A 13,751-nucleotide genomic window follows, 5' to 3' on the forward strand; every position below is an offset into this window, starting at 1 on the left:
CACTAAATGGTCATCTTATGAAAAAGATACTGCTGATTGAAGATAATCACGAAATACGCGAGAACATTGCTGAAATTCTGACATTAGCCAATTATGAAATATTAGAGGCCGAGAATGGCAAAGTCGGAGTAGACCTGGCTAAGCGGGAACACCCGGATCTGATCATATGCGATATTATGATGCCACAACTCGACGGCTACGGTGTACTGCGCATGTTAAGCGGAAACACAGATACGGCAAGTATTCCTTTTATATTCCTGACTGCAAAATCAGAAAAAGAGGATTTCAGGAAAGGCATGAACTTAGGGGCTGATGATTACCTGATAAAGCCATTTGATGATCTTGAGTTGCTGGACGCAGTGGAGATGCGCCTGAAGAAAAATGAGAACCTCAAAGCAGGCTTCAAAAAAGACGCCGAAGGTCTGAGCGATTTTCTGCAGGAGGCTAAGGCGCAGGAAAACCTGGAGATGCTAACCTCAGACAAGCAAAAGCTACAGCACTTCAAAAAGAAGCAAACCCTTTTCCTGGAAGGAAATTATCCACATGCGCTGTACTTTCTGAACAAAGGGAAAGTAAAGACCTATAAGTCTAATGAAGAAGGTCGCGAGTACATTACCAACCTGTATAAAGACGGTGATTTTATAGGGTATTTGGATCTTATTGAGGATAAAGCCTACCGTGAGTCAGCTGTGGTAATGGAAGACTCTGAGATTTATGTGATCTCGAAAGAAGATTTCTTTATGCTGTTGCATAACAACAGGCTGGTGGCAAACCAGTTTATAAAGATCTTATCTGACAACCTGGCTGAGCGGGAGGACAGGCTATTAAAGCTTGCTTATAATTCCGTTCGGAAACGAGTTGCCGAGGCCTTGTTGTTTGTAGAGAAGCAGTACGTTGACAACAACAAAAGCCCCGAAACGCAGGTATCTATTTCCCGGGAAGATCTGGCAAGTATTGTTGGCGCGTCCAAAGAAACTGTTATTCGTACGCTTGCCGATTTCAAGGATGAAAAGCTGATCAAGAGTCAGGGAAGTAAGATTACTATCATCAACAATGAAAAGCTGAGGAAGATGCGGAATTAAGATTCCTGCTTTCTCATGGCTACCCTTGACTGCTTGTTACGGCCCCTTCCTCAGAAGATACGATAACAAGCAGTTACTTTTTAAATGGCAGTTTGGCTTGTAAATCCTTCTTCACCTGCGCAATGTCATTCCTCAAACTGATAAACATCATCTTTTTGTACTCCTGATTTGTTCAAATTTGCATCAAACAAGAGAGAAAGATGCAAGGCACGTTCAAAGTACTCACACTATCCTATAAAAACGCACCTATTGATATCCGGGAAGCAGTAGCCCTGAACGAGATTGGCTGCCGGAATTTATTAGATAAGGTGAAGGAGTTCACAGCATGTAAAGAGGCGATGGTACTATCAACCTGTAACCGTACCGAAGTCTACTATTCTTCTGAGAAAGACCTTACCCAGGAACTGGTGAAGCTGATCGCACTGGAGAAGGGGTTTATTGCAACTCAAAAAATTACGCCATACTTTCAGGTGATTACTGATAACGAGGCTGCCGTTACGCATTTATTCAGAGTAGCTGTAGGGCTGGAGTCTCAGGTAGTTGGTGATATGCAAATCATGAACCAGGTGAAGAGTGCCTACCAATGGGCCATTGAGGCCGACTTTGTGGGTCCTTTTATGCATCGTTTACTACATTCTGTGTTCAATGCTAATAAGCAGGTAGTTAATTCCACCAGCTTCCGCGATGGAGCCGCTTCTGTTTCATATGCTACTGTAGAGATGGTGGAGGAGCTTAGCTCAAACATTCTTAATCCGCGTGTGCTGCTGATTGGAGTGGGCGATATTGGTCGTGATGTTTGCCTGAATTTCCAGAAGTCGCACATAAAAGAGCTTACAATTATAAACAGAACACACCATAAGGCCCTGGAACTGGCAGAGCGTGTAGGTGCAAAGGCTGCGTACTGGGAAAATATTAGGCAGGAGATGGAGCAGGCTGATGTTGTTATCAGCAGCGTGCCGGGAGACTGTTTTTTTATCAATCAGGAGGAGGTAAAGCAATTGCATAACCTGGAAAGGCAAAGAATATTCCTGGACCTGTCTATGCCCCGAAGCATTGACGTGGCGCTGGAGAATCTTCCGAATGTTTCAGTTTATAATATAGATGATATACGCACGCGAACTACGGAAGCCCAGGAGCGGCGACTTGCTTCTATTCCGGCAGTTGAAAATATCATAACAGTATCTGTTTCTGATTTCATAGCCTGGGTTGGAGAACTTACTTTTTCTCCGGTCATACAACAATTCAAAAACCATTTGGAGCAGATCAGGCAACAGGAGTTAGCCCGGTATGTGAAGAAGCTAAGCCCTGAAGAAGCTCAATTAGTTGAAACGATTACGCAGCGTATGTTGAACAAAATTATAAAGCTGCCTGCCATTGAATTAAAAGCTGCCTGCCAGCGAGGAGAACCTGAAAGCCTTTTAAACAGCTTAAGCATTTTGTTTGACCTGGATAAAAGCAAGGAAGTTGCAGAGGCTTAATCAACAGCTCTAACAGGCTCTTCTATATTAATTTAAAATCTGAGTTTAAGGTGATACTAATCATAAGAAAGAAAAGCTGCCAAGTTCTGTTTGGCAGCTTTTTAGTTTTACCTGCATAAGCAAAGCTTTGCTTTAGCGGGTACAGGTGTAAAAACTTTTAGGCTTTTAACTAGTAATAAAATGCTAAGGTAAGTGCCCGGTTGTGGCACAAAACAACTAACACACATAGTATGGCTAATAAGAAACCAAATTATCTGAGTGCCGAAGAAGCATTGTCTGTAATAAAATCCGGAGACAGAGTGTTTCTGCATGGCAGTGCAGCTACACCTCAATATCTTATTAAAAAGCTCACAGGGCGGGCGGATGAGCTGCGTGATGTGGAGATTGTAAGTATCAGTACCTTTGGAGAGATGCCTCTTGCCGAAGAGCGTTATAAGGACTCCTTCTTTATTAACTCGTTGTTTGTTTCTGCCAATGTGCGTGAAGCTGTAAACAGTGGCCGGGGAGACTATGTACCTATCTTCCTGAGCGAAATTCCACAATTGTTCCGGAGTGGTATTATGCCGCTTGATGTTGCCATTGTACACGTGTCGCCTCCCGATAGGCACGGCTTCTGCTCCCTTGGTGTTTCAGTGGATATTGCACGGGAAGCTGTGCTGAGTGCAAAACATGTTATTGCCCAGGTAAACCCGCAAATGCCGCGTACGCATGGGGAGGCGCTCATCAACACCCGAAGGTTTGATGCCATGGTGGAGGTAGATGAACCCCTCCCGGAGGTGGATTACAGCCTGAAAATTAGTGCTACAGAGCAAAAGATTGGAGAGTACATAGCAGAACTTGTTGATGATGGAGCCACCTTGCAGATGGGTATCGGTGGTATACCTGATGCAGTACTGCGTAACCTCACCAACCATAAAGAGCTGGGAATTCATACCGAGATGTTCTCTAATGGTATCATGCCTCTGTTTGAAAAAGGCGTGATCACAAACGAGCACAAAACAAAACATCCTGGTCGCATTGCAACGGGTTTTATAGTTGGAAACCGGCAGCTTTACGATTTTGTGGATGATAATCCGCTTATCACCATGTTGCGCACAGACTATGTGAACGATGTTTCTGTTATCCGAACCAATCCTAAAGTGACAGCTATAAACAGTGCTATTGAAATTGATCTGACAGGGCAGGTAGTATCCGATTCTATCGGGACCTACCAATTCTCGGGTATTGGCGGGCAGATGGACTTTATGCGGGGTGCAGCGCTTTCGGAAGGTGGTAAACCAATTCTGGCCCTGCCATCTGTTACAGCAAAAGGCATTTCACGTATTACGCCTTACATTAACCAGGGAGCAGGAGTGGTAACTACAAGAGCGCACGTGCATTATGTGGTCACGGAATATGGTGTAGCTTATCTATATGGTAAAAATCTCCGGCAGCGTGCGCGGGCATTAATAAATATTGCGCACCCGGATCACCGCGAAAGGTTAGAAGAAGAAGCGCGGAAGCGTTTTACATCATTCTAAACTTTTTTAAAAGGTAAACAGAACCAAAAAAATAGAAACAGAAAAGGCCACTCAAATCCTGAGTGGCCTTTTCTGTTTCTGAACTGTTGCAGGCTATTTGCTCCCTGCCATTCTTTCCTTATTCATCTCTAACAAGTCGGCATCCTGCACATCTTCTTCTGTTTCAAGTGACCAGCCTGTTTTAAGGCCAATAATAAACCAGGCCAGGGCTACAATGCCACCCGCGAAGATGGTGTCGCCGATCACGCGCAGCCAGCGCAGGGTTTCCATCGTGTCGGTCTGCATGAACTCCATAGAGCGGGCATACCATAAGCCATACTCCACACTTGCCCAGGTCTGCATCAATCCGATAGGCAAAACACTAATCAGTACCATCAGGATAAGACCAATGTTTATAGACCAGAAGGCAAAGCTGATCACCCCATCTTTCCAGCGACGGCGGCCGGAAAGGCCTTTCAGTACGAACAGCATCAGGCCAATACCGAGCATACCATATACTCCGAACAACGCAGTGTGCGCATGAACAGGAGTCGTGTTAAGGCCTTGCATGTAGTAGAGCGCAATAGGCGGGTTAATTACGAAACCAAATACACCAGCACCCACCAGGTTCCAGAAAGCTACCGCCACAAAGCTGTAGATAGGCCATTTATAGGCTTTTATCCAGAGCGTTACACGGCTGATCTTCAGGTTATGGTAAGCTTCGAAACCAATCAATACAAGTGGTACCACTTCCAGTGCACTAAAGGTCGCACCAAGGGCCATTACCGCAGTAGGAGTACCGCTAAAGTACAGGTGGTGGAACGTACCGATTATACCGCCGAACAGGAAGATGATGGTAGAGAAAAGCACTGTTGCTGTTGCCAGCTTTGTATCCAAAAGTCCCATGCGCACAAAAAGGAAAGCAATCACCACAGTAGCAAATACTTCGAAGAAGCCCTCTACCCACAGGTGAACAACCCACCAGCGCCAGTACTCGGCAATAGCCAGGTTCGTATGCTGACCCCACATCAGACCGGAGGCATAGAAAATGGCAATAGCAGCAGATGAGATCAGGAACATGCCCAGCAGGTGACGACCTTCCACATCATTCCGGAAGGCTGGCAGGATGGCGCGAACCATTAGTCCAAGCCACAGGAACAGGCCCACCAGCAGGAATATCTGCCAGAAACGGCCCAGGTCAACATACTCATAGCCCTGGTGACCAAACCAGAAGTTTTCTGTGTAACCTAACTTCTGCATAATGCCATACCATTGACCGGCCAGTGAACCGGCTACAATGATCAGCAAGCATATGAACAGAAAGTTAACACCCAATCGCTGGAACTTAGGCTCGTGGCCCGAAACGGCAGGCGCTATGTACAAACCAGTTGCCAGCCAGGAAGTCGCTATCCAGAAGATGGCCAGCTGCACGTGCCAGGTACGGGTAATGGAATAAGGCAGGTACTCAGCTAGCGGAAAACCATAAAGCGCCTGGCCTTCCACACCGTAGTGTGCCGATACAACGCCCAAAGTTACCTGCACTAAAATAAGCGCCGTCACGATCCAGAAGTACTTCAGGGTTGCCTTCATGGATGGCGTTGCGTTTAACCCCAATAATGGATCCTTCTTTGGTAGTTTAGAGTAGTCGATCTCATCTTCTTTATTAGATGCGTAATAATAGGCAAGCATACCTACACCTGCAATCAGGATGATCACACTGAAACCAGTCCAGATGATCAGGTCGCTGCTTGGTTCATTTGCAACCAGTTTTTCGGCAGGCCAGTTGTTGGTATAGGTGATCTTTTTGCCCGGCCGCTCCGTAACACAGGCCCAGGAGGTCCAGAAGAAGAAAGCATTCAGCTTCTGCATGCGCACGGGATCTTTCACAGTATTATCGGCCATGGCATAGGCATCGCGGTATTCAGCCAGCTCCGGGTCATCCATGAAAAGGCCGGTGTAGTGCTTGCTCACTTCGGCAATGGCCTCGGCACGTAGGTCAGATATTGTTAAGACGCCTGTTTCAGGATTATAGGTATTGGCGCGTATCTGCTTCTGCAGGCGAGCTTTTAACATAGCCTGTGCTTCTTCATCCAGCGCATCAAAGTTTACGCTTTTCTCCTGCTGTGCCCAGGTATCCAGAAAGAACATCGCTTCCTTGTGCAGCCAGTCTGCACTCCAGTCAGGTGCTACGTAGGCACCGTGGCCCCAGACAGAGCCCAGCTGTTGCCCGCCGGTAGACTGCCATACATTCTGCCCGTCTTTGATGTCCTGTTCAGTAAAAATTACTTCACCAGATGCAGTTACCACCTTTAATGGTATAGGCGGTGCTTCTCTGTAGATCTCGATTCCATAGTAGCCGAGTACGGCAAAGGAACCAACAATGACGGCTATGAATCCCAGCCAGAGGTTTCTGTATTTCATATAGATATAGGATTATGTGAATAATATGTCTGCTTAAAACTCACGTGCAGGAGTTGCTGCTTTTATCCTAAGTAAAGGGCAGGGGATGAAAAAGTCATCTGTCTCTGGTTTTATAGGCTAACAGCACGCTCTAACCAAATGAGTTACACCTGATAATCCCAAAGGTCCTGATGCAAAAGGGCTATAAAAATGACATGTATCAATAATTAAAGAGATAAGCGTCTTTTATTTTCTTTACTCTGAAGTCTAATTTTGGCCTATAAACAATCACCAAAAACTACTGAACAGGGAGTTTTTAAAATTTACAAAACCATGAAAAACAAGAGCATAAAAGTAAGCAGCATCCTTAAAAGCAGGTGGGCAAAACCTGCTAAGTTGAGTGCGATGACTCTCCTTTGCGGAACTATCCTTTTTAGTTGCTCATCAGGAGAAACTGAAACGGCAGCAGTTAGCGAGGAGCCAGGGCTGGCACACGAGTCAACCACAACAGAAGTAGCCGTTGCTGATGATGGTAAAGGAATCGGACCTGTAAAAACTGTAGAAGTTGGACCGGGTATCGAAGAGGCTTTAGCCGCTGAAGGCCAAACACTCTTTGAGGGTAAGTGCTCGGCCTGTCACCAGTTATCAGATCAGAAGGTAGTCGGACCTGGTCTGGCGGGTGTAACAGAAAACCGCAAGCCGGAATGGGTAATGAACATGATCATCAACCCGGAGGAAATGACGAAAAAAGACCCGATAGCTAAAAAGTTGCTGGCAGAGCACTTAACGCAGATGACAAACCAAAATGTGAATGAGCAGGATGCCAGAGCCATTCTGGAGTTCCTGAGACAAAATGACCAGTCTATTTAATAGTAACAACTCTACAAACCATAAACTGATGGAAACATTGATCACTAAATTTAGAAAAGCAGCACCTAAGGCGGCCTTGCTGATGGCAGTGGCTGCTGGCGCAGCGCTACAGGGATGTAGCCAGATAGGTGCAGGCGATTCCGCCAGTGCAACAGCAACTGCTCTTTCGTCTGACGCAGCCTCAGCTGTATACGTGGCACCAGGCAAACACGATGAGCTTTACTCTTTCCTTTCTGGTGGCTTTAACGGACAGGTGTCAGTTTATGGCCTTCCTTCCGGCAGGTTGCTGAAGATCATTCCGGTGTTCACGCAACACGGTGAAAACGGCTACGGCTACAGCGAAGAGTCAAAAGCGATGCTGCAGACATCACACGGTTTCGTGCCTTGGGATGACCTGCACCACCCGAAGCTGTCCCGTACAGACGGACAGACAGATGGCCGCTGGTTGTTTGTAAATGGTAACAACACGCCACGTGTAGCCCGTATCGACCTGACGACTTTCGAGACAGTAGAGATCATGGAGATACCTAACTCAGCCGGTAACCACTGCTCTCCATACCCAACCAACAATAACGAGTATGTAATTGCGGGTACACGTTTCTCTGTTCCGCTGGACATGAAAGGGGGTACAAGCGATATCGCTCTGGATAAGTACAATGAAGAATTTAGAGGTTCCATTTCTTTCATCAAGGTGGATCCGGAGAAAGGCGACATGGACCTGGACTTCCAGATCCTGGTACCTGGCTTCGACTATGACCTTGCCAACGGTGGTAAAGGCCCATCAGAAGACTGGGTGTTCTTTACAACTTATAACTCTGAAAAAGCAGGTACTTTAAAAGAAGTAGGTGCTTCTCAGAACGATAAGGACTACCTGGCAGCCATCAACTGGAAACTGGCAGCTAAGTATGCCAAAGAAGGCAAGGCACGCGAAATGCCTGCTAACTACTACCATAACAAGATGGACAAGGACACGCACATGGCTAAATCCACAGTGAAGAAGAAAGTGCGTTACCTGTTACCAGAAGAGTGCCCAGGTATGATGTACCTGCTGCCAGCTCCTAAATCACCGCACGGTATCGACGTGGACCCAACCGGTGAGCACATGGTAGTAAGTGGTAAACTTGCTTCCTCTATCCCAGTGTTCTCTTTCTCAAAAATGCAGAATGCTATCAAAAACAAGCAGTTTGATGGCGAGAAGAATGGTATCCCGGTGCTGAAGTACGAGTCTGTGCTGGCAGCTGAAGTGAAAGAGCCGGGCTTAGGGCCATTGCACACGGAGTTCGACGGTAAGGGCAACGCTTATACTTCTATGTTCGTGTCTTCTGAAGTTGTGAAATGGAAACTGAGCGACTTCACAGTAGTTGATAGAATCCCGGTTTACTACTCCGTTGGTCACTTAATGATCCCTGGTGGTGATACAAAAGAGCCGCATGGCAAGTACCTGGTGGCGATGAACAAGATCACCAAAGACCGCTACCTACCAACTGGTCCTGAACTGGCGCACTCTGCCCAACTGATCGACATCTCCGGCGAAAAAATGAAGCTGTTGCTTGACTTCCCGACAGTGGCAGAACCGCACTACGCACAGGCTATAGTTGCTGATAAAGTAGCTCCTAAGAGCGTGAAGTTCCATAAGCTGGATGAAAACAAGCACCCGCACGCCGTGAAGAAAGAAAGCGAGGCAAGTGTGACACGTGAAGGCAAGAACAAGATACGCGTGAAAATGACAGCCATCCGTAGCCACATGACCCCGGATAACATCGAAGGTGTGCAGGTAGGGGACACCGTATACTTCCACGTTACTAACCTGGAGCAGGACTGGGATGTACCACATGGTTTTGCCGTGATGGGAGCCAATAACGCAGAGACACTGATCATGCCAGGCGCTACCCAGACCCTGAAGTGGGTACCGAAGAAAGCAGGTGTGTATCCGTTCTACTGCACAGACTTCTGCTCTGCTTTGCACCAGGAAATGCAAGGATACATCCGAGTGTCTCCAAAAGGATCTAACGTTCCGATTACCTACTCAACTGGTAAGAAGAAGACAGCACCGGTAGCCTCTGCAAAATAAGGCTTAACTGGAAAATCAGCGGAGGCAGCCCCGGCTCCCTCCGCTGATTAATTATTTTCACCTTAACCCATACAAGGATGAAAGCTTACAACAGAGTGCTGATGATTGTGGCAGCATTATCTCTTGGCTTGCTGTTTATGTTCCCGATGTGGAAGATCTACCTCAAAGCCCCACAATACCCTGAAGGACTTGAACTGCACATCTGGGTGAACAAACTCGGCGGTAGCTCCGACCACGTGCTTCAGAATTTTAACATATTGAACCATTACATTGGGATGAAACCGATTCATGCCGACTCTTTTGCTGAGCTACAGTACATGCCCTACATCGTTATCTTTTTTATGGTAACAGGGGTGCTGACTGCACTGATAGGCAAAAGGAAACTGGTACTGGGTTGGAGTGGCTTTTTAATGGTTGCCGGTGCGGCAGGTATACTTGACTTTTACCTCTGGCTGGTGGATTTCGGTACCAACCTGGATCCGAAAGCTGCCATCAAAGTGCCTGGCATGACTTACATACCGCCGCTGCTTGGCAACAAAACACTGCTAAACTTTGAGGCGCTTTCTTTACCTGCGCTGGGTAGCCTGGGTATTTTCCTGGGGATAACAGTTTCGTTGCTGGTGTACTTTCTTAGCAGGAAGACAGCCACAAAAGGTCAGGCAGCAAATACAAAACGTGCATTGGTATGAAAACTTTAATTTATTCATTTTGCCTGATGCTGGTAATTGCCCTGATGGGTGGTTGCCAGGTGGAGCCAAAGCCTATAGCTTATGGCGCTGCCAACTGCGCGCATTGCAACATGACCGTGGCAGACAATCGCTACGGGGCTGAACTTGTGAACGACAAGGGTAAGCCATACTTCTTCGACTCTTCGGAGTGCCTGATGGCCTATGTGCATGAGCAGCCGGAGCAAAGCGAGAAAGCCGCTTTTTTACTGGTTACGGATTATACCCGGCCAGATGAACTGATCGATGCGCGCAGCGCACATTTCTTACAAACCAAAGCACTGCCAAGCCCCATGGGTATGTATCTGACAGCCATTGCCGACAAAGCTGTCGCTTCTAAAATACAGCAGGAGCAGGGCGGTCGGCTGTTGAGCTGGAACGAGGCAGTTAAAGCCGTTCAGAATAATGAAAGACCTGAATAGACATAACATATTTTTCCTTGCCACTCTGGTGTTACTGCTGTGGGCTAGAACTGCCTTCAGCAGTACATTAGAAGTGTGCAAAACCTGTATATTTACTTCGGTAAAACAAGCCGTGAAAAAAGCCAGACCTGGCGACACAGTGGTAATCGACGGTGGTGTGTACAGGGAATTTGGAATAGAGATCAACAAGCCGCTCACGCTTATCGGGCAGAACAACCCGGTGATCGACGGAAACTATAAAGGCCAGATAATGACTGTTACAGCAGACAATGTAACGATACAGGGCCTAACCTTTAAAAACATCGAAACAAGCTATACCCGAGACGATGCCGCCATCCGCGTGATCGAGCGCAGCAACATCCGGATCCTGAACAACACCATCCTCAATACTTATTTCGGGATTTACCTGCAGAACTCCGACCACTGCCTGATCGAAGGAAACACGGTAATTGGAAAGGACGTGAAAGGCGTAAATGAGTCGTCGCTAGGAAATGCTATTCATCTTTGGTACACCAGCAACTCAATAATCAGCAACAACAGGGTGGAAGGCCACCGTGATGGTATTTACCTGGAGTTTGTGCAGGACAGCCGCATCAAGAATAACCTTAGCCATAACAATCAGCGCTACGGTCTGCACTTCATGTTCTCAGATGGCAACGTATATACCTATAACACCTTCCGTAAGAATGGTGCCGGTGTGGCAGTAATGTACACTAGAAATATCCGTGTGGAGCACAACAAGTTTGAGGATAACTGGGGTGCCGCTGCCTATGGCCTGCTGTTAAAGGAAATTACAAACAGTGTCATCTATAACAATACCTTCCGCCGCAACACTGCCGGCATCTATATGGAAAGCTCCAGCCGCCTGGATATTCAGCGAAACACGTTTGACCGTAACGGATGGGCCGTAAGGTTGCTGAGCAGCTGCATGGACGATACCTTTAAACACAACAACTTCACCGGTAACTCCTTCGATGTGAGCACCAACGGTAACTCCACGCTGAACAAGTTCGAGAACAACTACTGGGATAAGTACAGCGGTTATGATCTGGATAAAGACAAAATTGGCGACGTGCCTTATCGCCCCGTGAGCCTGTACTCGATGCTGGTGGAGAAAGTGCCGCCTTCGGTAATGTTTATGCGCAGCTTTATGGTGGACCTGATGGATAACGTGGAGAAGGTGCTGCCAAGCTTTATACCTGAGAATATTATTGATGAACAACCCCTGATGAGGAAGATAGATCATGATAACGATAGAAAACTTACGCAAGTCCTACGGTAAACTACAGGTGCTTAACAATGTAAGCGCAAGCTTCGGGGCAGGTAGAGTCATCTCCATTATCGGTCCGAACGGGTCGGGTAAAACGACTATGAGCAAATGTATACTTGGTATGGTGCTGCCCGATGATGGTGATATAAAAATAGGTGGTGAAAGTGTGCTGAACAAGCACGCCTACCGCAGCCAGATAGGGTACATGCCACAGATTGGCCGTTACCCTGAGAACATGAAAATACGCCAGGTGATCGGTATGATCCGCGACATCCGCAAAGATGTAAAGCAGATCGATGAAGAGCTGATCGGGCTGTACGGACTGGAAGCGATGTATGAAAAACGCATGGGGGCTTTGTCTGGAGGTACCAAGCAGAAAGTAAGTGCAGCGCTGGCGTTCATGTTCAACCCGCAGATACTTATACTTGACGAACCAACTGCCGGCCTTGATCCTATCTCAGCTGAAATCCTGAAGTGCAAAATCCTGAAAGAGAAAAAGAATGGGAAACTGATCCTGATCACCTCGCACATCATGAGTGAGATCGAGGAAGTGGCCGATGAAGTGCTGTGCCTGATGGACGGGCAGCTGAAATTTCACGAGACGATTGCCGGTATCAAAGCCCAGGCCAACGAGGAGCGCCTGAGCCGTGCAATTGCCAAAATTATGAATGAGGAGGACTAGCCATGAATAAGATCATCAAATACGTTTTCTACGACATCATCCGTAACAAAATAGTGCTGGCTTATACCTTGTTTCTGCTACTGCTGTCAGTTGGCTTGTTTAACCTGGGGGGCAGTCCGGACAAAGGTATACTCAGCCTGCTGAACCTGGTGCTGCTCACGGTGCCGCTCATAAGCATTGTGTTCGCCACCACGCATTTCTACAACTCCTATGAGTTCATGGAACTACTGGTAGCGCAGCCTATTAACCGTACCAAAATTTTCATGAGCGAATACCTGGGCGTGGCGTGCTCCTTATCAGGAGCTTTTGTACTTGGAGTTGGTTTGCCGGTACTGCTTTTCGGAGCTAGTATAACTGGGCTATACCTGCTGCTGACGGGTGTTTTCATTACCTTCATCTTTGTGGCGCTGGCTTTTCTGGCTTCAGTAATTACCCGCGACAAGGCCAAAGGCATAGGCATAGCGCTGCTGCTGTGGTTCTATTTTGCGCTGATCTACGATGGCATTGTACTGTTCATACTTTACTCCTTCAGCGATTACCCGCTGGAGAATGCAACGCTTGCCCTTACAGCCTTTAACCCGGTAGATCTGGGAAGAATCATCGTGCTGCTGAACCTGGATGTGTCGGCGCTGATGGGCTATACCGGGGCACTGTATAAAAGCATATTGGGAAGCCTGTGGGGGATAGGGCTAGCTTTTGGCCTGCTGCTGCTCTGGGTTTTAGTTCCGGTACTTAGTTCAAGAAGAATCTTCTCTAAAAGAGATATGTAGATAACTGCTGACTCCGGTTAGCAGAAGATGAGTGTTTTGGTGTTTTAAGAGGAGCGCGGGCTTAGGCTTTGCGCTCTTTTTATTAATAAAGGTTAGATTAGGTAACTATGCGGCAAATAATAACGCATCGTTACTTCCACCTTGAATTGGATTATCTTAGATTAGGTAAGAGCATTTTCTAATTTAATCTTAAATATTCACCTTGTAAAACAAAAATCAAAAAAGTTATTGAGATGGCAATTAGTGAAGTATTGAGGAAGGTACAGTTAGCTGTCGAGGCTCAAACCGACCATTTAAAAGGCAACAACTTTAATGACAGTAGCATCAATCCATGGCAAATCAGTGCACACAGGACATGAAGTTTTGCTCCCTTGGAAAAGCTGATGGAATCCGTTGAAGAGAACAAGCTCAGTGTGCTTTTGCTGGAATGACAGCAAACCAGACTCCATTCATAGAAAGCTTTCTTACCAATTAAACTTTCT

At 46.8% G+C, this 13,751-nt stretch carries 11 protein-coding genes; 10 read left to right on the forward strand and 1 reads right to left on the reverse strand.

Translation table 11 applies throughout. From position 1 onward, the window contains the following. Nucleotides 1-17 precede the first annotated feature (17 nt). The 3 genes from ACFSRY_RS01335 (at nucleotide 18) to ACFSRY_RS01345 (ending at nucleotide 4,080) form a co-directional block, all read left to right on the forward strand. Nucleotides 18-1,082, forward strand: coding sequence for a response regulator (locus ACFSRY_RS01335; RefSeq protein WP_377502636.1), 1,065 nt, complete (start codon nucleotides 18-20; stop codon nucleotides 1,080-1,082). Between the two features lie 200 nt (nucleotides 1,083-1,282). Continuing rightward, the gene (hemA, locus tag ACFSRY_RS01340) at nucleotides 1,283-2,560 is read left to right on the forward strand and encodes a glutamyl-tRNA reductase (RefSeq protein WP_377502638.1); all 1,278 of its coding nucleotides are present in this window, start codon (nucleotides 1,283-1,285) and stop codon (nucleotides 2,558-2,560) included. 230 nt (nucleotides 2,561-2,790) lie between these two features. Continuing rightward, nucleotides 2,791-4,080 (forward strand): acetyl-CoA hydrolase/transferase family protein, encoded by a 1,290-nt coding sequence (locus ACFSRY_RS01345; protein ID WP_377502640.1) that lies wholly within the window; start codon nucleotides 2,791-2,793, stop codon nucleotides 4,078-4,080. Between the two features lie 93 nt (nucleotides 4,081-4,173). Here ACFSRY_RS01345 and ACFSRY_RS01350 read toward each other — a convergent pair whose 3' ends face one another. Further along, nucleotides 4,174-6,480 (reverse strand): nitric-oxide reductase large subunit, encoded by a 2,307-nt coding sequence (locus tag ACFSRY_RS01350; protein WP_377502642.1) that lies wholly within the window; start codon nucleotides 6,478-6,480, stop codon nucleotides 4,174-4,176. 312 nt (nucleotides 6,481-6,792) lie between these two features. Between ACFSRY_RS01350 and ACFSRY_RS01355 the strand changes: the two genes are divergently transcribed. The 7 genes from ACFSRY_RS01355 (at nucleotide 6,793) to ACFSRY_RS01385 (ending at nucleotide 13,269) form a co-directional block, all read left to right on the forward strand. After that, nucleotides 6,793-7,329 (forward strand): c-type cytochrome, encoded by a 537-nt coding sequence (locus ACFSRY_RS01355; RefSeq protein ID WP_377502644.1) that lies wholly within the window; start codon nucleotides 6,793-6,795, stop codon nucleotides 7,327-7,329. Between the two features lie 28 nt (nucleotides 7,330-7,357). Then, nucleotides 7,358-9,400 (forward strand): Sec-dependent nitrous-oxide reductase, encoded by a 2,043-nt coding sequence (nosZ, locus tag ACFSRY_RS01360; protein WP_377502646.1) that lies wholly within the window; start codon nucleotides 7,358-7,360, stop codon nucleotides 9,398-9,400. Nucleotides 9,401-9,477: 77 nt separating this feature from the next. Then, nucleotides 9,478-10,089, forward strand: a complete 612-nt coding sequence (locus ACFSRY_RS01365) for a hypothetical protein (protein ID WP_377502648.1) — start codon at nucleotides 9,478-9,480, stop codon at nucleotides 10,087-10,089. After that, on the forward strand, nucleotides 10,086-10,547 hold the full coding sequence (locus ACFSRY_RS01370) for a nitrous oxide reductase accessory protein NosL (protein ID WP_377502650.1): 462 nt from the start codon (nucleotides 10,086-10,088) through the stop codon (nucleotides 10,545-10,547). The genes ACFSRY_RS01365 and ACFSRY_RS01370 overlap by 4 nt, the downstream gene beginning before the upstream one ends. 112 nt (nucleotides 10,548-10,659) lie before the next feature. Beyond that, the gene (locus ACFSRY_RS01375) at nucleotides 10,660-11,829 is read left to right on the forward strand and encodes a nitrous oxide reductase family maturation protein NosD (RefSeq protein WP_377502652.1); all 1,170 of its coding nucleotides are present in this window, start codon (nucleotides 10,660-10,662) and stop codon (nucleotides 11,827-11,829) included. Next, complete coding sequence (locus ACFSRY_RS01380; protein ID WP_377502654.1) at nucleotides 11,792-12,499, forward strand: ABC transporter ATP-binding protein; 708 nt, start codon at nucleotides 11,792-11,794, stop codon at nucleotides 12,497-12,499. The genes ACFSRY_RS01375 and ACFSRY_RS01380 overlap by 38 nt, the downstream gene beginning before the upstream one ends. A 2-nt stretch (nucleotides 12,500-12,501) precedes the next feature. Next, the gene (locus ACFSRY_RS01385) at nucleotides 12,502-13,269 is read left to right on the forward strand and encodes an ABC transporter permease subunit (protein ID WP_377502656.1); all 768 of its coding nucleotides are present in this window, start codon (nucleotides 12,502-12,504) and stop codon (nucleotides 13,267-13,269) included. The last annotated feature ends 482 nt before the right edge of the window (nucleotides 13,270-13,751 follow it).

The organism is Pontibacter locisalis (genome assembly GCF_042684605.1).
Classification (GTDB): Bacteria; Bacteroidota; Bacteroidia; order Cytophagales; family Hymenobacteraceae; genus Pontibacter; species Pontibacter locisalis.

Coding starts and splice junctions, on each gene's coding strand:
- ACFSRY_RS01335 (WP_377502636.1), top strand. CDS start 18: ATGAAAAAGATACTGCTGATTGAAGATAATCACGAAATACGCGAGAAC.
- hemA (WP_377502638.1), top strand. CDS start 1,283: ATGCAAGGCACGTTCAAAGTACTCACACTATCCTATAAAAACGCACCT.
- ACFSRY_RS01345 (WP_377502640.1), top strand. CDS start 2,791: ATGGCTAATAAGAAACCAAATTATCTGAGTGCCGAAGAAGCATTGTCT.
- ACFSRY_RS01350 (WP_377502642.1), bottom strand. CDS start 6,480: ATGAAATACAGAAACCTCTGGCTGGGATTCATAGCCGTCATTGTTGGT.
- ACFSRY_RS01355 (WP_377502644.1), top strand. CDS start 6,793: ATGAAAAACAAGAGCATAAAAGTAAGCAGCATCCTTAAAAGCAGGTGG.
- nosZ (WP_377502646.1), top strand. CDS start 7,358: ATGGAAACATTGATCACTAAATTTAGAAAAGCAGCACCTAAGGCGGCC.
- ACFSRY_RS01365 (WP_377502648.1), top strand. CDS start 9,478: ATGAAAGCTTACAACAGAGTGCTGATGATTGTGGCAGCATTATCTCTT.
- ACFSRY_RS01370 (WP_377502650.1), top strand. CDS start 10,086: ATGAAAACTTTAATTTATTCATTTTGCCTGATGCTGGTAATTGCCCTG.
- ACFSRY_RS01380 (WP_377502654.1), top strand. CDS start 11,792: ATGATAACGATAGAAAACTTACGCAAGTCCTACGGTAAACTACAGGTG.
- ACFSRY_RS01385 (WP_377502656.1), top strand. CDS start 12,502: ATGAATAAGATCATCAAATACGTTTTCTACGACATCATCCGTAACAAA.